The 22,471-nt window shown below is 67.5% G+C and carries 24 protein-coding genes; 12 read left to right on the forward strand and 12 right to left on the reverse strand.

What is annotated here, in order from left to right; translation table 11 throughout:
* Nucleotides 1-45 precede the first annotated feature (45 nt).
* The 3 genes from ACFWPX_RS35230 to ACFWPX_RS35240 all read right to left on the reverse strand — a co-directional run bounded on the left by ACFWPX_RS35230 (nt 46) and on the right by ACFWPX_RS35240 (nt 1,764).
* Nucleotides 46-330, reverse strand: a complete 285-nt coding sequence (locus ACFWPX_RS35230) for a hypothetical protein (protein WP_378915750.1) — start codon at nt 328-330, stop codon at nt 46-48.
* A 119-nt stretch (nt 331-449) separates the two neighbouring features.
* Entirely contained in the window at nt 450-887 is a 438-nt protein-coding gene (locus ACFWPX_RS35235) for a DUF6194 family protein (RefSeq protein WP_378932899.1), read from the reverse strand.
* Nucleotides 888-939: 52 nt separating this feature from the next.
* Nucleotides 940-1,764: a helix-turn-helix transcriptional regulator gene (locus ACFWPX_RS35240; RefSeq protein WP_378932903.1), complete on the reverse strand. Its 825-nt coding sequence runs from the start codon at nt 1,762-1,764 to the stop codon at nt 940-942.
* A gap of 130 nt (nt 1,765-1,894) precedes the next feature.
* Here ACFWPX_RS35240 and ACFWPX_RS35245 point away from each other — a divergent pair, with 130 nt between their 5' ends.
* Nucleotides 1,895-2,359 (forward strand): hypothetical protein, encoded by a 465-nt coding sequence (locus ACFWPX_RS35245; RefSeq protein WP_378932905.1) that lies wholly within the window; start codon nt 1,895-1,897, stop codon nt 2,357-2,359.
* Here ACFWPX_RS35245 and ACFWPX_RS35250 read toward each other — a convergent pair.
* Nucleotides 2,341-3,222, reverse strand: coding sequence for an NAD(P)-dependent oxidoreductase (locus ACFWPX_RS35250; protein WP_378932908.1), 882 nt, complete (start codon nt 3,220-3,222; stop codon nt 2,341-2,343). The two genes, ACFWPX_RS35245 and ACFWPX_RS35250, sit on opposite strands and share 19 nt — an antisense overlap.
* A 244-nt stretch (nt 3,223-3,466) precedes the next feature.
* Here ACFWPX_RS35250 and ACFWPX_RS35255 point away from each other — a divergent pair, with 244 nt between their 5' ends.
* On the forward strand, nt 3,467-4,453 hold the full coding sequence (locus ACFWPX_RS35255; RefSeq protein WP_378915741.1) for an adenylate/guanylate cyclase domain-containing protein: 987 nt from the start codon (nt 3,467-3,469) through the stop codon (nt 4,451-4,453).
* Between the two features lie 82 nt (nt 4,454-4,535).
* The gene (locus ACFWPX_RS35260) at nt 4,536-5,303 is read left to right on the forward strand and encodes an RluA family pseudouridine synthase (RefSeq protein ID WP_378932913.1); all 768 of its coding nucleotides are present in this window, start codon (nt 4,536-4,538) and stop codon (nt 5,301-5,303) included.
* A 7-nt stretch (nt 5,304-5,310) separates the two neighbouring features.
* Here ACFWPX_RS35260 and ACFWPX_RS35265 read toward each other — a convergent pair whose 3' ends face one another.
* Nucleotides 5,311-5,919, reverse strand: coding sequence for a TIGR03086 family metal-binding protein (locus ACFWPX_RS35265; protein ID WP_378932919.1), 609 nt, complete (start codon nt 5,917-5,919; stop codon nt 5,311-5,313).
* A gap of 73 nt (nt 5,920-5,992) precedes the next feature.
* On the opposite strand from ACFWPX_RS35265, the gene ACFWPX_RS35270 reads away from it, so the two are divergent.
* Nucleotides 5,993-6,436, forward strand: coding sequence for a MarR family winged helix-turn-helix transcriptional regulator (locus ACFWPX_RS35270; RefSeq protein ID WP_378915735.1), 444 nt, complete (start codon nt 5,993-5,995; stop codon nt 6,434-6,436).
* Between the two features lie 151 nt (nt 6,437-6,587).
* Entirely contained in the window at nt 6,588-7,367 is a 780-nt protein-coding gene (locus tag ACFWPX_RS35275; protein WP_378932922.1) for a phosphodiesterase, read from the forward strand.
* A gap of 10 nt (nt 7,368-7,377) precedes the next feature.
* Here the strand turns inward: ACFWPX_RS35275 and ACFWPX_RS35280 are convergent, their stop codons facing one another.
* The gene (locus tag ACFWPX_RS35280) at nt 7,378-8,262 is read right to left on the reverse strand and encodes a LysR family transcriptional regulator (RefSeq protein ID WP_378932925.1); all 885 of its coding nucleotides are present in this window, start codon (nt 8,260-8,262) and stop codon (nt 7,378-7,380) included.
* An 85-nt stretch (nt 8,263-8,347) separates the two neighbouring features.
* Between ACFWPX_RS35280 and ACFWPX_RS35285 the strand changes: the two genes are divergently transcribed.
* The 5 genes from ACFWPX_RS35285 to ACFWPX_RS35305 all read left to right on the forward strand — a co-directional run bounded on the left by ACFWPX_RS35285 (nt 8,348) and on the right by ACFWPX_RS35305 (nt 13,885).
* Nucleotides 8,348-9,268 (forward strand): DMT family transporter, encoded by a 921-nt coding sequence (locus ACFWPX_RS35285; protein ID WP_378932928.1) that lies wholly within the window; start codon nt 8,348-8,350, stop codon nt 9,266-9,268.
* 80 nt (nt 9,269-9,348) lie between these two features.
* A complete protein-coding gene (locus ACFWPX_RS35290) occupies nt 9,349-11,478 on the forward strand; it encodes an ATP-binding cassette domain-containing protein (protein ID WP_378932931.1) in 2,130 nt (709 codons plus the stop codon).
* Nucleotides 11,475-12,212 (forward strand): energy-coupling factor transporter transmembrane component T family protein, encoded by a 738-nt coding sequence (locus ACFWPX_RS35295; protein WP_378932934.1) that lies wholly within the window; start codon nt 11,475-11,477, stop codon nt 12,210-12,212. The genes ACFWPX_RS35290 and ACFWPX_RS35295 overlap by 4 nt, the downstream gene beginning before the upstream one ends.
* A gap of 244 nt (nt 12,213-12,456) precedes the next feature.
* Entirely contained in the window at nt 12,457-13,089 is a 633-nt protein-coding gene (locus ACFWPX_RS35300; protein WP_378932937.1) for an ammonium transporter, read from the forward strand.
* Between the two features lie 154 nt (nt 13,090-13,243).
* The gene (locus ACFWPX_RS35305) at nt 13,244-13,885 is read left to right on the forward strand and encodes a cysteine hydrolase family protein (RefSeq protein ID WP_378932940.1); all 642 of its coding nucleotides are present in this window, start codon (nt 13,244-13,246) and stop codon (nt 13,883-13,885) included.
* Nucleotides 13,886-13,948: 63 nt separating this feature from the next.
* Here the strand turns inward: ACFWPX_RS35305 and ACFWPX_RS35310 are convergent, their stop codons facing one another.
* The 3 genes from ACFWPX_RS35310 to ACFWPX_RS35320 all read right to left on the reverse strand — a co-directional run bounded on the left by ACFWPX_RS35310 (nt 13,949) and on the right by ACFWPX_RS35320 (nt 16,759).
* Nucleotides 13,949-14,128, reverse strand: a complete 180-nt coding sequence (locus ACFWPX_RS35310) for an antitoxin (RefSeq protein ID WP_378932943.1) — start codon at nt 14,126-14,128, stop codon at nt 13,949-13,951.
* A gap of 75 nt (nt 14,129-14,203) precedes the next feature.
* On the reverse strand, nt 14,204-16,462 hold the full coding sequence (locus tag ACFWPX_RS35315; RefSeq protein WP_378932946.1) for an ATP-dependent DNA ligase: 2,259 nt from the start codon (nt 16,460-16,462) through the stop codon (nt 14,204-14,206).
* Between the two features lie 51 nt (nt 16,463-16,513).
* Nucleotides 16,514-16,759, reverse strand: a complete 246-nt coding sequence (locus tag ACFWPX_RS35320; RefSeq protein ID WP_378932949.1) for an antitoxin — start codon at nt 16,757-16,759, stop codon at nt 16,514-16,516.
* A gap of 194 nt (nt 16,760-16,953) precedes the next feature.
* On the opposite strand from ACFWPX_RS35320, the gene tnpB reads away from it, so the two are divergent.
* Entirely contained in the window at nt 16,954-18,423 is a 1,470-nt protein-coding gene (tnpB, locus tag ACFWPX_RS35325) for an IS607 family element RNA-guided endonuclease TnpB (protein ID WP_378932954.1), read from the forward strand.
* Between the two features lie 27 nt (nt 18,424-18,450).
* On the opposite strand, the gene ACFWPX_RS35330 is transcribed toward tnpB, so the two are convergent.
* Both ACFWPX_RS35330 and ACFWPX_RS35335 read right to left on the reverse strand, forming a co-directional pair.
* Nucleotides 18,451-19,584: an MBL fold metallo-hydrolase gene (locus tag ACFWPX_RS35330; RefSeq protein WP_378932958.1), complete on the reverse strand. Its 1,134-nt coding sequence runs from the start codon at nt 19,582-19,584 to the stop codon at nt 18,451-18,453.
* Nucleotides 19,584-20,312 carry an enoyl-CoA hydratase gene (locus ACFWPX_RS35335; protein ID WP_378932961.1) on the reverse strand — a complete coding sequence of 243 codons (729 nt, stop codon included), beginning with the start codon at nt 20,310-20,312 and terminating at the stop codon, nt 19,584-19,586. The genes ACFWPX_RS35330 and ACFWPX_RS35335 overlap by 1 nt, the downstream gene beginning before the upstream one ends.
* 115 nt (nt 20,313-20,427) lie before the next feature.
* On the opposite strand from ACFWPX_RS35335, the gene ACFWPX_RS35340 reads away from it, so the two are divergent.
* Nucleotides 20,428-21,543, forward strand: coding sequence for an NAD(P)-binding domain-containing protein (locus ACFWPX_RS35340; RefSeq protein ID WP_378932964.1), 1,116 nt, complete (start codon nt 20,428-20,430; stop codon nt 21,541-21,543).
* On the opposite strand, the gene ACFWPX_RS35345 is transcribed toward ACFWPX_RS35340, so the two are convergent.
* On the reverse strand, nt 21,524-22,378 hold the full coding sequence (locus ACFWPX_RS35345) for an aldo/keto reductase (RefSeq protein WP_378932967.1): 855 nt from the start codon (nt 22,376-22,378) through the stop codon (nt 21,524-21,526). The genes ACFWPX_RS35340 and ACFWPX_RS35345 overlap by 20 nt on opposite strands.
* Nucleotides 22,379-22,471: the final 93 nt, after the last annotated feature.

The following is a 22,471-nucleotide window of genomic DNA, read 5'->3' on the forward strand; positions in this document are numbered from 1 at the left end:
AGAATAGCCGATCCGGTTATGTCCCACCGGTTTCCGCGGGGGTCGCTAGGAGGAACCCCGCTGATCCGAACCGCTGCGACGGCGAGCGATGGCGAACATGGTGAGGCCGGCGGTGATGGCCAGGGTGACGGCGAGGGTCAGCAGGATCAGGGGGGCGGTGGCCATGGCGTCGGTTCGGCCCGCGCCGCTGCGGCGGATCAGCAGGGCGGCGATCAGTGGGCCGAGCATTCCCAGGGCGGCGGCTGTCAACAGCAATCCGCCGGTGATCAATTCGACGGGGCCGAGTCGGGCGTTGGCTAGCGACCGCAAGGGCCTGGAATGTACTGACATGACCTCCCCTTCCGTTGGTATCTGAAAAGGTACCGCACCGAATGGAACAAATCTGCGTGATGAGCACAGCCGCCACGAACTTGACATCAGCAAATAGATAGCGACCCGAACGCGCGGTGCTATTCGCCCGCGCGCCGCTCGGCTCGAGTGCGTGCCCGGTCGTGGGCCTCGCGCAACATCTCACGGACCGTCGCCTCGGTGGCCGCACCCGGATCGACCACCGCGAGCCAGTTCGCGGCAGCGTAGAGGGGGTGGGCGACGACGGTGTCATCGATGCTCGCGTCGGTCGGGGCCGCCGCTTCGGTGAAGGTCGCCTTGCTCACGGAGATGTTGACACGGAACCTGCCGGGACGGTTCAGGTCGGAGGTCTCGTCGCCGGGGTAGTCCTTGGTCACGATGGTGGCGAAGGGCTGACCGGCGGGAACGACACCGTCGGGGGCGTAGTAGAAGAAGGTGTCGCCCCAGGCGATCTCGGGAACATCACTGCCTTCGGTGGGCTGCTGCGCCAGCACTCCGCCGAGGCCGGTCACGTACTCGGTGATTTCCTCGATTGTCATGCTTCGAGCGTCTCATCCAGGCGCGACCCGATCCAACCCCCAGGTGAACCGATCAGTGAACGCCGACCAGTTCCCGCGCACACAGCGCACTGACAGCGTCGCTCGCGGTCGATTCCGGAGCCACCGTGTACACCACCAGCAGCTGATCCTGGTCGCCTGGCAGATTCAATGTCTCGTAACCGAACTCGATCCGGCCGACCATAGGATGCTGAATCAGCCTGTCGCCGTACGAATTACCCGCCGAAGGCTGGATCGACCAGATGCGGTGGAACACCGGGTTACCGGCGGTGAGTTCGTCGATGAGCGAGGTCAGCCGGCGATCACGCGGGCAGCGGGTCACCTGGCGGCGGAGGTAGGCAGCGGTCTCCGCGGCAACCGGTTCCCAGTCGGGATAGAAGACGCCCGCGGTGGGATGCAGGACCGTGAAGCGAGCCAGATTACGTTCGGATTCGGCGACGGAGTCGAACCCGAATACCTTGTCGCCCATGGCATTCCATGCCAGTACTTCCATGTGACGCCCGAGTACGAACGCGGGCGTGGTGATCGAGTGGAGCAGTAGTCGGGTGCCGGGGCGAATCGTCGGGGAGTAGTTGTAGTCGGGGTCGGCGGGGCGGACCAGCGTGTAGAAGTGGTCGCGCTCGGCAGCGTCCAGACGCAGGGCGCGGGCAACGGAGTCGAGCACCGAATCGGGGAATTCCTCACCGCGACCCCGCTCCAGCCGGGTGTAGTAATCCACGCTCATCCCGGCCAGCTGGGCGACTTCCTCGCGTCGCAATCCGACCATCCTGCGACGACCGTATTCGCTCAGTCCGACGGCGGCGGGTTGGATGCGGGCGCGCCGAGTGCGAAGGAATTCGCCGAGAGCGGGGGACGACATGGCAGCCAGCGTAGAAGGTAGATGCGGGCCCGTGCGCATCGCGTGGCCCGAAGGAAATTGTTCGGTCGGTTAACGAGGTGCGTCAGGGCGGCGAAATACCAGGTACACCTAGTCGAGGGAGGACGTCGAAGTGTTGATTCGATCCACATTCACCGTCATGTCCGGGGCCGCGCTGGCGGCCGGATTCCTGGCCGCCGGACCGGCCGCCGCCCAATCAGGACTCGGCGATTACACGCCGGTCGACCCTGTGGAGTATCAGGTCCCCGAACCGGAATACGCGGGCAGCGTCTTCTTCACCACGCCCGACGGACGGCACTGCGCCATCTACTGGAACAACGGCCCGGCCGGATGTGACGCGGTCCCGATCGACGCGCCCGCGGGCACCGACCAGCTCCGGGTCGGGATTCTCGAAGCGGCGCACTTCGTCGACGCCGACAGGCCGATCTTCACCCACCCGGCCGCGAAGGTGCTTCCCGAAGGTCACCGGATCACGCGCGAGAACACCACCTGCGGCATCGGTTACCAGGGGACGGTGAGCTGCGAGGTCGGCGAGCACGGCTTCACCCTGTCGGCCACCTACAGCGTGCTGCGCTGAGGCGTTCTCAACTGCTCGATCACCGCGGTGATGCTGCGCGCACCGTGCCCGGCGCCGACCGCACGGCTCAGCAGCTCGTGCATCGGCGCGTGCCAGGACAGGTCGACGCCCGTCTCGGCGCCGAGCTCCACCTCGTCGGCGACGGCGGTGTGGAACAGCTCGACCGACGAGCCGAGACGGGTGTAGTCCTTGTCGTCGATTTCGCCCGCGAGAACCGGCAGCAGCGACTCGATCATCTGCAGCCACTTCACCGAATGGGGCACCATCGTCGAAGCGGGCAGTCCACGCGAGGCCAATACCGCCGCGCCTTCGAGGAAGCCGAGTAGCGCCGGGAGCAGGGTCGCACCGACGGCGGATTCGTAGAGGGCGGCCAGATCCGGTTCGGCACCGAGGAATTCGAGATCACCACCCAGCACGCGCAGGGTGGCGGCGTGGGTGTCGAACACGTCGCGATCACCACCGAAATACAGCAGGGTGCTCGGATCGCCGACGGCCGCGGGCACATTCTTGATCGCGCCACCGAGGAAGCGAGCGCCCTCGCCTTGCGCGTACTCGGCGAATTCCCTGGCTTGGGCGGGTGTTCCGCTGTTCAGGGTGATGAGATCACGGCCCGCCAATCCGCCGATGCCGAGCAGACTCTCGCGCGTGGCGGCGAAGGTGGTGAGGCAGGAGATGATCACCGGGCTCGCGGCGACGGCATCGGCGATGCCGGGGTGCGCGGTCGCGCCCGCGTCCACCAGGGCCGCTGTTCGTTCGTGGCTGCGGTTCCAGACGTGCGTGCGGTGGCCCGCGGCGAGGTAGGCACCGGCCAGTGCACTGCCCATCGATCCGGTGCCGAGCACCGTCACCGATTCCTTGATCATTTCGACTCCTGTCTCGCGGGCGATCGTCCTGGACCGAGTGTCGGTTCGGGCCATCGCGGGAGACAAGTACGCACTTTTGCCGTCAGTTGCGCACCGGCAGGTAAGCGAGGAGGTCACAGCTACCAGGGGCGGCGGCGCTGTGCCAGGTGTCACCGGCGGGGAAGCGGCGCCCGGATTTATGAACGTTGCCAATGCGGGAACAAGGATGGCGCTCACTCGCGCGGCACAGTCGTACAGTTTGGGTATGTCGGAGCCCGAGATGACCGAGTTGGTGCAGCGCAGCGTCGAGGAAGCGCTGCTCGGTGGCCCGCGGCGATATACGCGCACGCAGGTGGCCGAGCAGTCGGGAGTGCCCGAGGCGGAGTCGCGGCGGTTGTGGACGGCGCTGGGTTTTCCGGCCAACGAGGACGACGAGGTCGACTTCACACAGATCGATATCACCGCGGTCACCAATTTCCGCGGCATGAAAGTTGTTGCCGCGTCCAATATTCGGCAACAGGCCGCGGCCGCGCGGACGATCGGCCAGGGCATGGCGCGGCTCGCGGAGTGGCAGGCCGATCTGGTGCTGGCCGAGATCAAGGTGCGCGCCGCCGCGGCCGATCCCGCGCTTCCCTTGGAGGAACGGATAAGGGCCGCAACGGAATCCACGATGGCCGGCATCGATCAGTTGCAGTCGTATGTCTGGCGCAGGCACTTGGCGGCCGCGGTCGCCAGGTCGAGCGTGGCGCAGGGCGACGGTTCGATGCGGACACTGGCGGTGGGATTCGCCGATATGGTCGGCTTCACCCGGCTCACCAGGCACCTACACCCCGACGAATTGTCCACGCTGCTCGAAGCTTTCGAGTCCACCACCACCTCGGCGATCACCGACAACGGTGGCTGGGTGATCAAGAACGTCGGCGACGAGGTGATGTTCGCCGCCGAGACCGCGGCCGACGCCGCCCGCATCGCGCTGGCCATCCAGGAGTCGACCATGCTCGTCGGCGGCACTCCGGAACTGCGCGTCGCCTTCGCCTACGGCGAGGTGCTGCAACGCTTCGGCGACCTCTACGGCTCGGTGGTCAATATCGCCGCACGCCTCACCGGCGTCGCCCGACCGGGCAACATCCTCGTCGACGATGCCGCGGCCGACGCGCTCGACGACAACCCCGATTTCGCCATCCGGCACCTGCGCAGCGTCCGCGTGCGCGGATTCAACCGCCTGCGCCCGCACCGCCTGCGGCAGGCATGATCGCGACGTGCGACGTTACCCCACGGCGGCCCACTGACCAGCCGTCGAGCGGAGTGGGCACACCGTTGCCTAGGGTGTCGTAGTGGACTTGGATTGGCGCAGCGTGCGCGAGGACTACACCGTGTTCGCCGATGACGCGGTGCTCGCGTTGAACAAGCCGTCGGGAATCTCGGTGACCGGCGAACGCCACGACACCGATCTGGTGGAACTGGCGCAGGCGGCGGGGACGCAGTTGTATCCGGTGCACCGGATCGACAAGGTGACATCCGGGCTGGTGCTGCTGGCTACCGATCTGGCCGCGCACGGACCGCTGACCAGGCAGTTCAACAATCAGACCGCCCGCAAGGCGTATCTGGCGATCGTGGCGGGCACCGACCTGCCCGATCGTGGCGAGATCGATCTGCCGCTGAGTGTGGGGCGCAAGAATCGGGTGCGTATCGCGGCGCCGCGGGAAGCGATCAAGCGCGAGGGTGATCGGTGGTTCATCGACGAGGCGGACCTGCTGCCCGCGAAGAACTATCCCTCGCGGACCTTGTTCAGCACCGTCGCCCGGCACGGTGAGCACGCGCTGCTCGCCCTGCGGCCGGTGACCGGGCGCCGTCATCAGATTCGCGTGCAACTGGCCTGGATCGGCCACCCGATCCTGGGCGACCCACTGTTCGACCGCACCGCCACGCTCCCCCGCACCCACCTGCACTCCTGGAAGCTCGGCCTCGACGCCGACTGGCTGACCCCACCGGTCCTCGACCTCGAAGCCACCCCAGGACCCGACTTCTGGGAGCCGTTCACCGGCGACCCCGACGAAGGCGCGCGACTTCTCCACACCGCCGCACAACTGATTTCCGACTGAAACACCACTACTCTCGGCTCGGCAGCCACTCGGGTGAGCGGCCGAGAATTCCCAAGATGCGGGCCAGGGTCGCTGTCGTGTCCGCGACCTCGAGTGCGGGGCCGAAAGCGGCGCCGGGGCGAAGGCGGGCCGTGCCGGTGGGAACCGCTTCGGCGATACGCAGGGCCGTGGGCGCCAGGTCGGAGTCCAGGTCGATGACATGGCCGACCGAGCGGGCGACATCCCAGGCGTGGACGACGCTGTCGATGAGATGGAAGCCGAGGGCGGTCGCGGCCGGGAAGTGACCCGGTGGGATCTCAGGGAGAAACAGGGTCTCGGCCTCACCTGCGGCGAAGGCATCGACGACCTCGTGCGCGGACCGGACATAGTCACCGATCGGATCGACGGCGTGGTGCACCACCCACACCGCCGGGTCGTTCGCACCGCGAGCGGCTGCGGCGAAACCGCGATTCTGGGTGCCCATGTGTTCCAGCAGAGCGCGCAGATCCCAACCAGCGCAGGGTGTTTCGATCGATAGCCGCGCCTCGGACGCCGCCTCGACCGCGTCGATACTCAGCCGCACAGCACGCTCGTGGCGGGCGAGCAGAAGCCGGTCTTCCTTCGAAATAGTACGCATACGCAGACCGTACGCTCATGCTTATCATCTGCCAAGGGTTATCGAACGATCCACCCGGCGGTAGATTTCGACCATGCCGAAAGCGACCCGCCCGGATCTCGCGGCCATGCTCGTACCACTCGGCCGTGCGCTGACCGAGGCGGAACTGCCCGTTCTCGACCGGCACGGGCTCACGATGTGGGCGTACGTGGTGCTGCTCGGGCTCGACGAGCGGCCCGTCCACACCCAGGCCGCGCTCGCCAAGGCGATCCGGGCGGACAAGACCCGGATCATTCCCGTCCTCGACGACCTCCAGCAGCGCGGCTTGATCCTGCGCGAGCCCGATCCGGCCGACCGGCGCGTCAACCTGATCCGGCTCACCGCCGAGGGCGCGGGCCTGCGCGAGCGCGCCCAGCACGACATCCAGGAGCAGGAGCGGCGGCTACTGGCCGAGCTCCCCGCCGACGATCGCCGCACCTTCCTCCGCGTACTACAACTGCTCGCCGACCGCACCGGAACCACGACATCGCGGCGGTGACGAGTGACACAGACCACCTCTTGGGTTTCGGCCCGTGGTACGACTCATGAAGACGGATAAACGCAGGTCATCTAGCCTGGAGAGGTGCCGATGAGTGATACCGGCACACTCTGACGCAACGGAGCGATCCCAGAGAAGAAAGCGACTGCCGATGATCCTGGCGGCTCAGCTCAGCGATACCCACTTCGACCTCAGCGCGCGCAACACCGAACGGGTAGAGGCGGTGATGGGCTATCTGGCGGACCTGCCGCGCAAGCCCGACGTCATCCTCGTGACCGGCGATATCACCGATTCCGGCAGGCCGGAGCAGTACGAGCAGGCACGGCTGGCCCTGCGAGCCGACATTCCCGTGCACCTGCTGCCCGGCAACCACGACGACCGCGCGAACTTCCGCACCGCACTGCTCGGCGAGCCCGCCTCGACCAGTCCCATCAACAGCGTCCACCGAGTCGGCGCGCTCACCATCGTCATGCTCGACTCGAGCATCCCCGGCGAATCGGCCGGTCTGCTGGGCGAGGACACCTTCGACTGGCTGCGCGCGACGCTCGCCGAGGCGCCCGACGGCCCGATCCTGATAGCCCTGCACCACCCACCCAAGCCGGTATTCAGTCCCGTGGTCGATGTCATCGCGCTCGCCGACCCAGGCCGGCTGGCCGCTGTCGTCGCGGGCGACCCGCGCATCGTCGGCATCCTCACCGGCCACGCCCACTCCCCCATCGCGACGACCTTCGCGGGCAAACCCATGATCACCTGCCCGAGCACCGCCTCCGTCCTCGGCGGCGAATGGGAAGTGACGCCACCCCATCGCGTCATGGACTATGCCCCCGACCCGGCCATCGCCCTGCACGTCATCGACGACAACTTCGGTCTCACAACACATTTCCGCACGGTGGCGATGGGCGGCTGGCTGGCCGAGCCGCCACCCGCCTGATCGGTCGCGGCTAGCCCGCCGCGGCCCGCAGTAACTCCATCGTCCGGATGACGACCGGGTTGCACGACTCGGAGTCCTTGATGTGGGCACAGATCGTGCGACGCGGAGTCGGGTTGGTGAGCTCCAGCGCGCGAGAACCGGGCGGCAGGTCCGTGGCGCCGAGCCGAGGGACAACGGTGATGCCGACACCGCGCGCCACGAATCGCAGCGCCGAGGGGTAGTCGGTGGTTTCCACCACGAACCGAGGGGTGAAACCCGCTGCGGCGCAGGCATTCAGCATGGCCTGCCTGCACGGCCCGTGGCTGGTGTCGTTGTCGATCCAGCGGTGCTGCTCGAGTTCGGCTACCTCGACGGTGGTGTGGGCCGCGAGTTCGTGGTCGGCGGGGACCACGGCTACATAGGGCTCGGTCACCAGGTCGTGATGGGTGTAGCCGACGATTTGGGTGGGTTTGCCGAGGCGCACCGTGAGGGCGATATCGGGTCGATTGTCCGAGACCGCGGCCAGCTCGTCGACGATCCTGAGCCGGACCCTGGTGTCGGGGAATTCGTGGGTGAGGGTGGCGACCACATCGGGCATCCAGTTGGTGCCCGCCGAGCTGAACGAGTTGATCGTGATCCGGGCGGCCTTGCCCGCCCGCAGATCCGACACCGTCGACCCGAGCGCGGTCAGCTCGTCGAGCACCTTCGCTGCCTCGCCCGCGATCACCCGCCCCGCCGGGGTCGGCTCCACGCCGCGACCCACCCGTTCCAGCAGCTGCAAGCCGGTTTCGCGCTGGAGCGCGGCGAGGTGCTGGGAGATCGCCGACGGTGAGTAGCCCAGCGTCGACGCGGCCGCGGCCACCGAGCCGGTCGCGACCACGGAGCGGAAGATCATCAAGCGGTGCGTGTCGATCATGCGGGACTCCTCACTTCAGTATTACTGAATAATAGATGGCAAATACCCGCTTGTGCTTACCTCTCAGGTGGTCCACCGTGGAGGCATGAAGTCGCGCCTGCCCGCTCTCGCCCTGGTCGCTGTGATGCTGGCCTGGGCATCGTCGTTCGTGATCATCCGCGGCATCGCGCCCTACGTCTCGCCCGCGGCGATGGCATCAGGGCGACTCCTCGTCGGCGCGATCGTGCTGGTGCTGGTGCTGGCGTTTCGCGGCGGCCGGATGCCGCGCGGCCTGGCGCTGTGGCTCACCATGGCCTACGGCGCGCTGTGGTTCGGGCTGTACACGGTCCTGGTGAACGCCGCCGAACAGCATCTCGACGCGGGCACCACCGCGCTGCTGGTGAATATCGCGCCCATCGTGGTCGCCGTGCTCGCTGGGTTGTTCCTGAACGAAGGCTTCCCGCCGCTGCTCGTCGTCGGTATCGCCGTCAGCTTCAGCGGCGCCGCGATCATCGCGTTCACCGGGCCCGGGCAGCGCGACCGCCTCGGCGTCGCACTCGCGGTGGCAGCGGCCCTGCTCTACGGGATCAGCGTGGTGGCGCAGAAGCTCGTGCTGCGGTCCACCGACCCGCTGACCGCGACGACCCTCGGTGCGGTGGCCGGCGCCGTCGTTCTGCTGCCGTGGGCACCGAAGATGGCACACGAACTGGCCGAAGCCCCTCTCTCCGCCACCGTCGGCGTCGTCTACCTCGGCCTGGTCTCGACCGCCCTCGCCTTCCTGCTCTGGGCCTACGCCCTCGCGCACACCCCCGCGGGAGTAACGGCTTCGTCGAGCTACGCCGTACCGGCGCTGGCCATCGTCATGTCCTGGATCTTCCTTTCCGAGGTCCCCACGCCCACCGCCCTTCTCGGCGGCGCACTGTGCCTGACCGGCGTCGCGATCGCACGCTTGCGGCCGAGCATGTTCCATCGGCGCCCACAGACCGCCCCCATGCCCCAGGACGGCGTGGCCACGGCCTTTCGTTAGCCGACCACCTGCCATCAACCCCACACAACATCCACATCAGCCCCACACCCGCAAACACAACCCCCTGGCAGACTGGACACGTGAGAGACAAGCCCGTGGGTCTGCCCAGCGGTCCCCTGCGCCCGATCGAACTGGCGAGCGGCGCGGTGATGGCCGGGCTCACCGTCGGCCTCATCACCGTCGGCTCACTGGTTCCCATGGCTGCCGCGCTACAGCTCGTCGCAGCAGTCCCCTTGGGCCTGCTCGCCCAGCGGTATCGATTGCGCGCGCTGGTCACAGCCACTATCGCGGCAACGCTGGTCACCTTCGTGGCGGCCGGGGTGATGCCCGCGCTCGGCGTCATGGGCGCGGCCACGCTGGCGGGAATCATCGGGACGGTGAAACGCCGGGGCGGCGGATTCCCCACGGTATTCGCGCTCGGAATCGTCGCAGGCGTGGGCTGGGGACTGTTCTCCGTCGGCAGTCTGCTGCTCTTCTCGCGAACCAGAGACCTGTTCTTCGAAGCGTTCCGGAATACCGCGAAGGGCATCGAGAATCTGGCGGGCCGGGTGCCCGCGCTGGAGCCGCTCGGCCGGACGGCCGCCGAGACCGTCGAGGTGGTGCTGCACTGGTGGTGGATCTACATCGGCGCCACGGTGGCGCTCGGCGTGCTGGTCAGCACGGTGATCTCCTGGTTCGTCCTCGGGGCGGTGCTCGATCGGCTCGCATGGTTGCCGGGCAGTGATCGGCTCGACGCGCCGGCAGATGATCGGCCGGTCGGACCGCTGCCGGTTTCCCTGCACGGGGTCGGCTATCGGTACGAGGGCACGAAGGTCGACGCGCTGGCCGACATCGATCTCACCATTCGTCCGGGCGAGTTCGTCGCCGTCGTCGGTCACAACGGCTCCGGCAAGTCGACCTTGACCAGAGTCCTGGCAGGCAGGCCGCCGACAACGGGTGCGGTGGATCGTCCTGGCTCGGCGGGGCTTGGCGCGATCGGTGGGACCGCGCTGGTCCTGCAACGTCCGGAGAGCCAAACCCTCGGCGTCTCGGTCGCCGACGATGTCGTGTGGGGCCTGTCGGCGGAGTCGGCCGCCGAGGTCGATGTCGACGCGCTCCTCGCCGAGGTCGGCCTCGCCGACATGGGCGCCCGCGAAACCGCCACCCTCTCCGGCGGCCAGCAGCAACGCCTCGCCGTGGCCGCCGCGCTCGCCCGCCGCCCCGCCCTGCTCATCGCCGACGAAGCCACCTCGATGATCGACCCCGACGGCCGCCGCGAACTCGTCGCCCTGCTGGCCGAACTCCCGCGCCGCCACGGCACCGCCGTAGTCCTGGTGACCCACCACGAAGCCGACGCGACCGCCGCCGACCGGGTGATCCACCTCGCCGGCGGCCGCATGGTCGACCACCTCGCGAGCTGGCCAAACCCCGCCCGCGACCAGCGCCGCAGGCCGATGGGTGCCCCGGTCCTCGAACTCACCGATGTGCGCCACACCTACAACCGCGGCACGCCGTGGGAGGCACCTGCCCTGCACGGTGTCGACCTGTCGGTCCGCAAAGGCGAGGCGCTGCTGATCGTCGGCGGCAACGGGTCGGGCAAGTCCACACTGGCCTGGATCATCGCCGGGCTGATCGCGCCGAGCTCGGGGCGCTGTGAACTGCGCGGCACCGCGGTCGACAAGCAGGTCGGCGGGGTGGCCCTGGCCTTCCAGCACTCCCGGTTGCAACTACAGAAGCAGACCGTCGGCGCCGAGATCGCCGACTGGGGTGGGCGGGCGACCGGTTCCGGCGCGGTCGGGCAGGCGCTGGACGCGGTGGGCCTGGATCGCCGCCTCGCCGCGCGCTCGATCGAGGAACTCAGCGGGGGGCAGGCCAAACGGGTGGTCCTCGCCGCGATGGTGGCGAGTCGCCCGCAGGTGGTCGTCCTCGACGAACCACTGGCCGGCCTGGATCCGCAGGGCCGCGCCGAGATCGTGGAACTGCTTGCCCGGCTGCGGGATTCGGGGCTGACATTGATCATCATCTCCCACGACGTCGCCGAGATGTCCATGGTCTGCGACCGCACCGTGCACCTGGACGGCGGCGTGGCGGTCTCGGCGGACGGCCACGCGATCTCGAGAACCGAACGCGCACTCGAGAAGTCGGCCTTCGTGGCCGGTCTGCCCTTGGGCCGCCGCGGTGACGACGGCGCGACGGCACACACCAGCGCACCGAAAGGCACGACCCCATGAGCACAGTGCTGCTGCGTGAAGTACCGGGCGACAGCGTCGTGCACCGCCTGTGGGCAGGCACGAAGATGATCGCCGTGTTCGGCATCAGCCTGCTGCTGATGTTCCTGCCGTCCTGGCCGGTCCTCGGCGTGGTCACGGCCTTCCTTGTGCTGATCTGGGTGCTCGCGCGGCTGCCGCTCGGTGCGATCCCCCGGCTGCCGTGGTGGTTCTGGGGACTCGTCGCGCTCAGCGTCGCGATCACCGCGCCGATCGGGACGAAGGCGATGCTCGGCAACCTGCAAGTCGTCGTGTTCGGGCTGGTGCTGCTGGCGGCCTCGTTCCTGATCGCGTTCACCACCCCGATGGGCGAGATCGCCCCCGCCCTCGCGAAACTCGGTGCGCCACTGCGCAAGTTGCGACTGCCGGTCGACGAATGGGCGGTCGTCGTCGCACTGACCCTGCGCGGTCTGCCACTGTTGTTCGACGAGATCCGGGTGCTGCGCGCAGCCCGCAAACTACGCCCCAAAGAGAACCTGCTGCACCGCACCACCGATCCGCTCATCGACATCCTCACCGCGTGCATGGCGGTGTCGTCGCGGCGCGCGGGCGAACTCGGTGAGGCGATCACCGCGCGTGGCGGGACCGGGATGCTGACGGCCCATCCGAGCGCACCACACCGCCGCGACGCGATCGCGCTGGTGGTCGTGGGTGTGGTCTGCGCGGGCGCCGTGGTGCTGAGCAACGCCATCGGCTGAACCAGGAGCGCTCGATCTCGCTGGTCATCGGCGCGCCGTCCATCGCGCGCACTATCAGCATTCCGCGGTAGTGAGCAATACCCCGAATTCACTGTCCCGAAACCCTATTGCACGATATGGTTCGTCACAGAAATCGAGCTAGGCAGCTTCACGCGCCGGTCACGAGCTTTCCGGGGGGAAGTCAGCACCACGGCGCTTGTTCGAGCAACTCACACCTGATGAAGTCCAGATGGGAAATGTTCATATGATCATCCGCAAAATCGCCGCGGCTGCCATTCCGGTGCTCGCGGTAGCGCTGGTGGGCACCGGAGTGGCCGGAGCCGACCCGGTGACGCCGAATGTCGAGTACCGCACCGAACTGGTCGGTAACACCGTCATCACCACTCTCACCCACGGCACCTTCGCGATCACCGGCGGTGCGGTCGACATCCGTGACGAGGCAGGTGCGACCCTGATCTCGCTGCCCCTCTCGGTCCGCGACGGCAGTTTCGAATACCCGCTGCCGCACACGGTTAGCGAGGACAGCCGGGTACTCGAGCTGACCGCGGTCAAGGACGTCGCCACGGCCAAGCCCAACCTGACTCCGGTCGCCTCGCCCGCGGAAAACTACGCGGCGCAGGCGAACTTCGCCTCCACCTTCGGCCTTGCCACCGCTGTCGGTAGCTTCGTCGGCATGGCCATCGGTGCTGTGATCGGCTTGGTGATCGGCGCGGCGGCCGGCGGAGTCGGCGCGCTTCCCGGCCTCATCACCGGCGCCTCCGTCGGCGGGATCATCGGCAGCCTCATTGTCGGCGGACCCACGCTGATCGTCGCCGGCATGGACCTGATCAACACCTGGACCGCCCCGCCCGGCACCACCCAGTGGGCAGCGAAATAGCCTGCACCACATACTGATCAACTGATCGCCCCGACGCCGGCACCGGCGTCGGGGCGACTCGGTTTCCGGGGCCGGGCATTCCGGTCACCTGGTCGCTCATGACAGGGGCCTGCGAGTCTCGACAGACCCGCGAAGGTCGACGATACTGGCGTCGGTGCGACAAGGAAACGGACTCGACATTCCCGAAACCCTCGGCGATCTGTGCGCGCCCGACCGGATGGCGCTGATCGTCTACGACATGCAGGTCGGCGTCCTCGGCCAGCTGCCCGACGGGCAGGAGATCACCGAACGCGTAGTGCGGGTCGTCGAAGCGGCCCGGCGCGGCGGTTATCCGGTGATCTTCCTGCGGCACTTCTTCCCGCCGCGGCGACTGACCGGCGTGTACGGGATGCGGCTGCTGATGAGCTGGCAGAACGCCGAATCCGTCGACGACGTGGCCTTCATTCTGCAACGCGATACGCCCGCGTTCGAGCTGGTACCGGAACTGGTGCCGCGCGAGGACGAGCTGGTCTTCGACAAGATGTCGATGTCGGCGTTCGAGGGCACGCCCCTGGCCACTCTGCTGCGCGATCTGCGGATCGGCTCCTACGCCATCGCCGGTGTCGCGCTCGAGATCGGGATCGCGCCCACCGTCACCCACTCCACCGACCTTGGCTTCGTGCCCGTGGTGATCGGTGACGCCTGCGGTGGTCGCGACAAGGAAGCGATCGCGCGGGCCTACGACGACTTCGCGTTCCAGGGCAACGCGCTGGTCACCGATGTCGACACGATCTCCGGCCTGATGGCCGGGAACTGACAGCGCGGCAAATAGTCAGCGCGCTGATTCGGCGGGCCGGTGGTGGTCGGCCCGCCGAGCCGATCAGGCCTTCTCGCGCAGGGCGTTCTTGGCCGCGTCCTGGGCGGAGTCGACCTGGCTGCTGAACTTGCCGCCGGTCTTCTCGTCGACCACGTCACCGGCCTTGTCGATGACGCTGTCGACCTTGTCCGCGTGCTGGGCAGCCATGTCCATCGCCTTGCCCGCCAGGTTCTTGAAATCCACCGCGTACTCCTCGTTGATTCGACACCGGGTACAACGCGATTACCCTAGCAACATCGCAGCTTTCGCGGATCAGCATCACCGTGGCGAACTCGTCACACCGTCCCACACCGGATGCCAGAGCCGTCCGGTGTCGGTCCACGCCTGGAAGCGGACCGTGCCGGTGAGCTCGGGGGTGACCCATTGCGCGTCATGGCGTTCGTCTGCGGTCATCTCGTTGGTGAACGGTGAAGCGTCGCATCGCAGCCCGGCCAATTCGGCGGCGATCCGGCGCGACTGCTCGTCACCGAATCCGGTACCCACCCGCCCGACGTAGATGAGGCCGTCCTCGTGCGGCATACCGAGCAGCAGCGACTTGAACGGGCGTTTGTCGCTACGCCGCCACCCGCCGACCACCACCTCGCGTGAGCGCCAGTTGCGCTGTTTGAGCCAGGTCTGGCTGCGCTTGCCCGGCTGATACACCGAATCCAGCCGCTTGGCGACGACCCCTTCCTGCCCCTCCTCGCGACTGGCCTTCATCGCCTCGGCACCCGAACCATCCAGCAGCGCACTGACATTCATCGACGGCGACAGCCTGCCCAGTGCCTCTAGCACGGTGCGGCGGTCGGTGTACTTCTTGCGCAGCAGGGAGGTGCCGTCGAGGTAGAGCACGTCGAAGGCGACGAATACCGCGCGGGCCGAATCCGCTTGCAGCGCCGAGATATCCGAGAGTCCGGCGTCATCGAGCACGACCGCTTCGCCATCCAGCACCACCTGGTGCCCGGCCAGTTCCGCGCCGAGAACGGCCAGACGCGGATACCGGGCGGTCACCGTGTTGCCCGCGCGGCTGCGGACCGTGACCGTGCCGTCGTCGATCTCGACGATCACCCGGAACCCGTCCCACTTGGTTTCGAAGGACCAGTTCGCGGGGGTCAGCGATTCGACATCGCCTGCGGTGGCCAGCATCGGCGACAAGCCGCGCGGGAAACCACTGTCGGCCACGGGTTCTCGACGGGATTGGTCGCGCATCAGGTGCATCAGCCACTGGTCGCCCTTGGTCTGGATGAACGCGTAGCGGCCGGACACCCGCTGTCCGTCGAGTTCGACGATCACCTCGTCGGAGCGCCACTTCTCGGTGACATAGGTGCCCGAATCCCAGATCGTCATCTCCCCAGCGCCGTATTCACCCTTGGGGATGGAGCCGTGGAAGTGCAGGTACTCGAGTGGGTGGTCCTCGGTGCGCACGGCGAGGCGATTGTGTTTCGGCTCGGTCGGCGGGCCCTTGGGCACCGCCCAGGAGGCGAGGACACCATCGCGCTCGAGGCGCACATCCCAGTGCAGGCGGCGGGCGTGATGCTCCTGGATGACGAAGCGATTGCCGGGGCCTGGTTCCGGCGTCGTCTCGGGGACGGGCTCGGGCGTGCGCTGCGGGTCGCGCATGCTGCGGTACTTGGCGAGCGAGTCGGGGCGGGTGGGTAGTGGCGGATCGAGGTCGGCCAGCAGGTCGCCGTCGGTTTTCCAACGGACGAGGACCTCGTCGAAACGTAACTGGCGCAATGCATCAGCGTCTTCGATCTCTGCCCAGGTGCGTGGGGCGGCGGCATTGGGTTCGGCGCGACCGCGCAGCGAGTAGGGGGCGATGGTGGTCTTGGCGGCGTTGTTCTGGCTCCAGTCCAGGAACACCTTGCCGGTGCGGGCCGTCTTCGCCATGGTCGCCGTTACCAGATCCGGGTGCAGCGCTTCGAGATTGGTGGCCACCTGCTTGGCGACGGTGGACGCGCCACGCGAACTCAGCTGCCGATCCAGCGGCACATAAACGTGAATACCCTTGCTACCGCTGGTCACCGGGAACGCCTGCATGCCGATATCGGCGACCATCGCACGCACTGCCAGCGCGACCCGCGCGCATTCGGCCAGCCCGGCACCGGGGCCGGGGTCCAGATCGAACACGATCCTGGTGGCCGGGCCGCGATCGCCTGCGTCGAAACGCCATTGCGGCACATGGATTTCCAGCGCCGCCTGCTGGGCGAGCCAGGCCATCCCGGCCTCGGAATCGATCAGTGGGTACACCACCCGGCGGCTGGAATGCTCGATCGCGGCGCGGTGGATCCACGCGGGCGCGTGCTCGGGGAGGTTCTTCTCGAAGAAATCGGAGTGGTCGACGCCGTTCGGCCACCGTTTCCTGGTAACCGGGCGACCGACGAGATGGGGCAGCGCAGCCTCGGTGATCGCCGAATAGTAGGCGATCACCTCGCCTTTGGTCGTACCGGTTCCCGGGTACAGCACCTTGTCGAGGTTGCTGAGCTCAACCTCGATGTCCGGTTCACCCGGAGCGCCCCGAAATTCCCGGCGGACCATCGACGCGATCGCCGGCGGCGGGGACCGTCTACCGGTCCCCGCGCACCGGAATCAGGCCTTGGGTCCGGGATCGGTCGGTGCGGGGCCACCGGCGGCTGTGCCGGGGCCTGCCTGCGGAGGCACGACCTTCTTGGCCGCTTCCTTACCCTTCTCGATCTTGTCGCTGTACTTGCCCTTGGTCTTGTCATCGATGAAGGTCCCGGCCTTGTCGACCGCCTCATTGATCTTGTCGGCGTTCTGTTCGACCGTTTCCTTGCCCTTACCGAGCAAGCCCTTCAACGTATCCACGAGACTCATCTGACCGTGTTCCTTTCAAGAGGATGGTTCTGAGCTGCTTGGTGTTTCATGAGCAAATCTGATCGAACGTAGGCATATATCAGTACTGTCGCGGCCCGACCGCTGGCGTGGATCGAAATATGTCTCACCGCTATGACATCGTAACCGCTATCGGCGACCGGCAACGAGACCCAGAGGGAAGGAGTTGATCACTGATGGCGAGGTTCGACATCCCTGACGGATGGACGATGCAGGCCTACCGATTCGCGCTCGACCCCACCCCGCACCAACAACCGGTACTCCGATCGCATTGCGGTGCATCCAGGTTCGCGTTCAACCACATGCTCGCCTTGGTCAAAGCGGTGATCGATCAACGCACCGCTGAACGGAGCTACGGGATCTCCGAGGCCGAACTGACCCCGATGATCGGCTGGTCACTACCCGGACTCCGCAAAATCTGGAACCAGCGTAAATACGAGCACGCGCCGTGGTGGGCGGAGAACTCGAAAGAGGCCTACAACACCGGACTCGACGCACTCGCCCGCGCCCTGGATAACTGGGCCACCTCCCGCGCTGGTGTGCGGGCAGGTAAACCAGTCGGATTCCCGAGATTCAAAAACGCGGCCCGGTCTCGGCGGTCCGTTCGATTCACCACGGGAACGATCCGGGTCGAGCCCGACCGCCATCACATCGTCCTACCCCGGGTCGGGCGGCTCAAAACACATGAGTCGACCCGCAAGCTCGCCCGCCGTGTCGAGGCGGGGACCGCACGCATCCTGTCAGCCACCCTCGCCCAGGATTCGCGTCGCCGCTGGTACGTATCGTTCCAAACCCTCGTCACGGCCAAATCCCGTCCCGGGCACGCCCGCCGGTCACCGCACCCGGTGGTCGGGGTCGATGTCGGGGTCAAAGCCGACGCGCTACTGGTGATCGCGACCCCTGACGGTCGCGAAGTAAGCCGCATTCCGGCGCCCAAACCCCTGACTGCCGCGCAAGCCCGGTTGAGAGTGTTGCAACGGCGGGCAGCCCGTCAGCAGGGTCCGCATGACCCCGTCACGAAAAACCGGCGGCAGCCATCGAGGCGGTGGCAGGCCACCACCGCTCGGATCGCCCGCACACACGGGCAGGCCGCCGCAGTCCGCCGCGACGTTCTCCACAAGACCACCACGACCTTGGCTCAGCAGCATCAGGTGATCGTGGTGGAAACTCTGAACGCGGCCGGGATGCGGTCCGCGGGCGGTGACCGGAAGAAGGGGTTGAACCGGGCACTCGCTGACGCGGCCCTCGCTCAGGTCCGACAGATGCTGGCCTATAAAACTCGCTGGTACGGGTCGGTTCTGGTAGAAGCTGATCGGTGGTTTCCGAGTTCGAAGACGTGTTCGGGGTGTGGTGGGCGAAAGCCAAGCCTGACCCTCGCCGACCGTGTCTATAGCTGTGAGTCTTGTGGTCTGTCGATTGATCGTGACCGTAATGCCGCGATCAACCTCGCCCGACTCGGCGAGACCCATCGATCTAGGGTGGGTGAACAGGGTTGCGCCGACAGTGGGTCGGTGCCAGGACGTGGAGCCATCCGCAAGTCCGAGTCTGCGAGAGCGGGCGAGGCAGGAGGCTGTGAAACGTCTACCCCGACGCAGCGTGAGCTGGGTTCGGCGGGGACCGCCTCACCGCAAGGTGCGGCTGCCTGATGGAGCTTCGCTCACCACAGGCAACAGTCACTCCACATCTTCCCACCACGAATCCCGTGGTGGGAGGTCATTCGGAACCACCCTCTGGCCCGGCTTGGGCACTACGACCGGGGTACCCGCGTCGGCGGCTGCCGACACCAGGCGCCGGACGGGTTCGGACCAGCCGTGGAAGGCCAGATTGAACGTGGCCCAGTGGATCGGGACCAGCAGTCCGTAGGCGGCGTCGCCCAGGCACAGGTCGGCGTGCGCGCGCACCGCCTCTTCGGGGTTCATGTGCACATCGGTCCAGCGTTCGTCGTAGGCGCCGATGGGCAGCAGTGTGAGATCGAAGGGGCCGAGCACCGCGCCTGCCTGGGAGAACGCCTTCGTGTAGCCGGTGTCGCCGCCGAAGTAGACCCGCTTGGTTGGCCCCGACAGCGCCCACGACGCCCACAGCGTGGTGTTGCGGACCAGGCCGCGGCCGGAGAAATGCCTGGCCTCGGCGCAGGTGATGGTGAGGCCGCGGTCGCCGGCGTCATGGCCGAGCGAGACCGAGCCACCCCAGTCGAGCTCGATGATCCGGTATTCGGGCACACCCCACTGCCGCAGGTGCGCGCCGATGCCGGTGGGCACCACGAACGGCGCGAGCTGGGTGCGGACGAGTTCGTCGACGGTGGCTTTGTCGAGGTGGTCGTAGTGATCGTGGGAGATGATCACCGCGTCGACGGTCGGCAGCTGCGACAGCTCGCCGGGGACCGGGTGCAGACGGGCGGGACCGACCACCGGCGACGGGGAGACCCGTTCGCTCCACACGGGGTCGGCCAGCACGCGGTAGCCGTCGAGTTCGACCAGCGCGCTCGCGTGCCCGTACCAGGTGACCGCGAGTTCGGCGGCCTGCTCGGGAGCGGCGGGGGTGACCAGCGGGACGGGCTTCGCCGGGCGGCCGATACGGCCCTTGGTTAGTCCCGACCAGATCAGCGACGGTGCGGCACCGGCGGCGAGCATGGAGCTCGGCTCGGTGTTGTGGAAACGGCCGTCGCGGTAGGAGGACTTGCCGATCGCGGTCGGCGCGATCGCCGACGGGCCCGCGCCGATCGAGGTGGGCAGGCCCCACACCGCGCGTGCCATCCAGGCGAGACCGAAGGTGCTCGCCACCGAACCCGCCAGCCGTGTGATCCGCATCAGCGGCCCACGAACTTCGCCGGACGCTTCTCTTGCCGGGCCAGGCGGCCCTCTTTGGCGTCGTCGCTGCTCCACGCGGCTTCCAGCGCGGCCTGCTGCTGCGCGCTGGCCGGATCGCCGGTGCCGTCGTCGTTGAGCATCAGTTTCATGGCTTGCAGCGACAGCGGCGCGAGTGCCGCGATGGACTTGGCCCAGTCCTTGGCGTCGGCGAGCGTGCCGAGCTTGTTGGCGAAGCCGTAGGCGTAAGCGTCTGCGGCGGAAACGGATTCGGCGCCAAGCAGGATCGTGCGGGCGGGGCCGCCACCGATCAGGGCGGCCAGCCGCGACACCGTCCAGCGGTCGACCGAGATGCCGAGCTTGGCCGCGGGCACCGCGATGTAGGCGTCGGGCTCGATCACCCGCAGGTCCGAGGCCAGTGCCAGCTGCACGCCCGCACCGAGCGCGCCGCCGTTGATCGCCGAGATCACCGGAACCGGAACCGATTCGATGGTGTGCAGCATGTCGAGCAGACCGCTCAGGAACGACTCGGAGTACACCCCCGACAGATCGGCACCCGCGCTGAAGATCGGCCCGCGGCCGGTGAGCACGATGGCACGCGCGCCATCGGCCACCGCGTCGAGTATCGCGGCGCGCAACTGCCCGACCAGGTCCTCGTTGAGCGCGTTGCGCCGTTCCTCGCGCTGTAGTTCGATGGTGATCACATCACCATCGCGAGTCACGCCGAGCATGCATCCTCCCCAGAATCAGCGGATTTCGTGGATATTCACACTCTGCCACAGCCCGCCGACAACGCCCGGTAAGGCGATGGCATCGACGCCTGTGGTTCACGACTATTCTCCCCGGATGACGGATTTCGACATCCTGGTGATCGGAGCCGGTCAAGCCGGGCTCTCGGCCGGGTACCACCTGCGCAAGCTCGGGCTGGTACCCGAACGCGATTTCCGCATAGTCGACCACGCACCCGGCCCCGGTGGCGCCTGGCAGTTCCGGTGGCCTTCGCTGACCCTGACAACGGTGAACCGAGTGCACGATCTGCCGGGGATGTCCTTCGCCGAGACCCTGCCCGCCGGGTCGGAGTCGGCGCGAGCGGCCACCGCGGTACCGCACTACTACGAGCTCTACGAAAAGCGCTTCGACCTGCGGGTTCAACGGCAGGTGACGGTGAAAGTGGTCTGCGATCGGACCGCCGACGGCCAGAGCTGCGCGGGCCGCGGCGAGGTACTACAGGTGGAAACCGAGGGTGCGGGCACCTTGCGCGCGCGGGGTCTGATCAACGGCACCGGCACCTGGGAGCATCCGTTCATCCCCCGATATCCGGGCGCCGACACCTTCGCCGGACGCCAGCTGCACACTCGCGACTACCACACGGCCGAGGAGTTCACGGACAAACATGTCGTCATCGTCGGTGGGGGAATCTCGGCGGTGCAGTTGCTCGACGAAATCTCGCTCGTGACCTCCACCACATGGGTCACCAGGTCGGAGCCGCGGTGGCGGGAGACGCCGTTCGCCGAGCAGGACGGGCGCGACGCGGTGGCACTGGTGGAGGACCGTGTGCGCGCGGGGCTGCCACCGGGATCGGTCGTCTCGGTGACGGGGCTGCCGCTCGATGAACGCTTGCTGGCCGCGCGTGCGCGGGGTGTGCTGCGGCGGCTGCCGATGTTCGAGCGGATCGAGCCCACCGGCGTGCGTTGGGCCGACGGCAGTTTCCAGGCGGCCGACGTCATCCTGTGGGCGACCGGTTTCCGCAGCGCACTGGACCATCTGGCACCGCTGCGGCTGCGCGGACCAGGCGGCGGGATCACGATGACCGGGCGATTGGCGACCCAGGTGGCCGTCGACCCGCGTATCCATCTCATCGGCTACGGACCGTCGGCCAGCACGATCGGCGCCAACCGGGCTGGCCGGGCCGCGGCCAGGGAACTGAGCGACTACCTGGGGATCAGGCCAGACCGGCGCTGAACGTCGACGGATCGGCGCCGACCCGCTTGCCCGCGTCGAGGCGGCCGATCAACTCCATCGCCGCGGGATCGAGTTCGAAGGTGAACACGTCGAAGTTCTCGGCGATCCGCGAGGGCGTGACCGATTTCGGGATGACGATATTGCCCAGCTGCAGGTGCCACCGGATGATGACCTGCGCGGGCGTGCGGTCGAGCTCCTTCGCGATGCCGACGATGGTCGAGTTGTCGAGCAGTGTGCCCTGCCCTAGTGGGCTCCACGCCTCGGTGGCGATCGCGTGATCGGCGTCGTATCGGCGCAGGTCACGCTGGGAAAGTGTGGGATGTAATTCGATCTGGTTCACCGTGGGGATCTCGCCCGCCTCGGCGATCAGGGTCTCCAGATCGACCACCCGGAAGTTGGAGACACCGATCGAACCGATCCGGCCCTGCGACTTGAGCGCCTGGAACGCGCGGAACGTGTCGACGAAGCGGCCTGCCGACGGTACCGGCCAGTGGATCAGGTACAGGTCGAGATAATCCAGGCCGAGGCGCTGCATGCTGGTATCGAAGGCGCGCAGGGTGCTGTCGTAGCCCTGGTCGGCGTTCCACAGCTTGGTGGTGATGAAGAGTTCGTCACGGGGAATCCCCGATTCACCGATGGCGCGGCCTACGCCTTCCTCGTTTCCGTAGACCGCGGCCGTGTCGATACTGCGGTAGCCGACCTTCAACGCCTCGGCCACCACCCCGGTGACGTCTTCCGCGGGCACCTGGAACACACCGAAGCCGAGCTGTGGGATCACGTTCCCGTCATTGAGCACGATGGTGGGGACAGGGCTGCTCTCGCTGCGGAAGGTCACCCTCTCGAAGGTAGAAGTGGTTCGGTGTGGCGTCAACGACGGCGCGTCGCGTGTTTCCCCCTGACACAAAGCGGGGCGCTGGTCAGGGGATTA

The sequence above is a fragment of the Nocardia sp. NPDC058518 genome (assembly GCF_042719655.1).
Taxonomy (GTDB): domain Bacteria; phylum Actinomycetota; class Actinomycetes; order Mycobacteriales; family Mycobacteriaceae; genus Nocardia.

What these genes read in the sequence shown, in the direction of transcription:
- ACFWPX_RS35230 (WP_378915750.1), bottom strand. Translation starts at nt 330, where the DNA reads ATGTCAGTACATTCCAGGCCCTTGCGGTCGCTAGCCAACGCCCGACTC.
- ACFWPX_RS35235 (WP_378932899.1), bottom strand. Translation starts at nt 887, where the DNA reads ATGACAATCGAGGAAATCACCGAGTACGTGACCGGCCTCGGCGGAGTG.
- ACFWPX_RS35240 (WP_378932903.1), bottom strand. Translation starts at nt 1,764, where the DNA reads ATGTCGTCCCCCGCTCTCGGCGAATTCCTTCGCACTCGGCGCGCCCGC.
- ACFWPX_RS35250 (WP_378932908.1), bottom strand. Translation starts at nt 3,222, where the DNA reads ATGATCAAGGAATCGGTGACGGTGCTCGGCACCGGATCGATGGGCAGT.
- ACFWPX_RS35255 (WP_378915741.1), top strand. Translation starts at nt 3,467, where the DNA reads ATGTCGGAGCCCGAGATGACCGAGTTGGTGCAGCGCAGCGTCGAGGAA.
- ACFWPX_RS35265 (WP_378932919.1), bottom strand. Translation starts at nt 5,919, where the DNA reads ATGCGTACTATTTCGAAGGAAGACCGGCTTCTGCTCGCCCGCCACGAG.
- ACFWPX_RS35270 (WP_378915735.1), top strand. Translation starts at nt 5,993, where the DNA reads ATGCCGAAAGCGACCCGCCCGGATCTCGCGGCCATGCTCGTACCACTC.
- ACFWPX_RS35275 (WP_378932922.1), top strand. Translation starts at nt 6,588, where the DNA reads ATGATCCTGGCGGCTCAGCTCAGCGATACCCACTTCGACCTCAGCGCG.
- ACFWPX_RS35280 (WP_378932925.1), bottom strand. Translation starts at nt 8,262, where the DNA reads ATGATCGACACGCACCGCTTGATGATCTTCCGCTCCGTGGTCGCGACC.
- ACFWPX_RS35285 (WP_378932928.1), top strand. Translation starts at nt 8,348, where the DNA reads ATGAAGTCGCGCCTGCCCGCTCTCGCCCTGGTCGCTGTGATGCTGGCC.
- ACFWPX_RS35295 (WP_378932934.1), top strand. Translation starts at nt 11,475, where the DNA reads ATGAGCACAGTGCTGCTGCGTGAAGTACCGGGCGACAGCGTCGTGCAC.
- ACFWPX_RS35300 (WP_378932937.1), top strand. Translation starts at nt 12,457, where the DNA reads ATGATCATCCGCAAAATCGCCGCGGCTGCCATTCCGGTGCTCGCGGTA.
- ACFWPX_RS35315 (WP_378932946.1), bottom strand. Translation starts at nt 16,462, where the DNA reads ATGGTCCGCCGGGAATTTCGGGGCGCTCCGGGTGAACCGGACATCGAG.
- ACFWPX_RS35320 (WP_378932949.1), bottom strand. Translation starts at nt 16,759, where the DNA reads ATGAGTCTCGTGGATACGTTGAAGGGCTTGCTCGGTAAGGGCAAGGAA.
- tnpB (WP_378932954.1), top strand. Translation starts at nt 16,954, where the DNA reads ATGGCGAGGTTCGACATCCCTGACGGATGGACGATGCAGGCCTACCGA.
- ACFWPX_RS35330 (WP_378932958.1), bottom strand. Translation starts at nt 19,584, where the DNA reads ATGCGGATCACACGGCTGGCGGGTTCGGTGGCGAGCACCTTCGGTCTC.
- ACFWPX_RS35335 (WP_378932961.1), bottom strand. Translation starts at nt 20,312, where the DNA reads ATGCTCGGCGTGACTCGCGATGGTGATGTGATCACCATCGAACTACAG.
- ACFWPX_RS35340 (WP_378932964.1), top strand. Translation starts at nt 20,428, where the DNA reads ATGACGGATTTCGACATCCTGGTGATCGGAGCCGGTCAAGCCGGGCTC.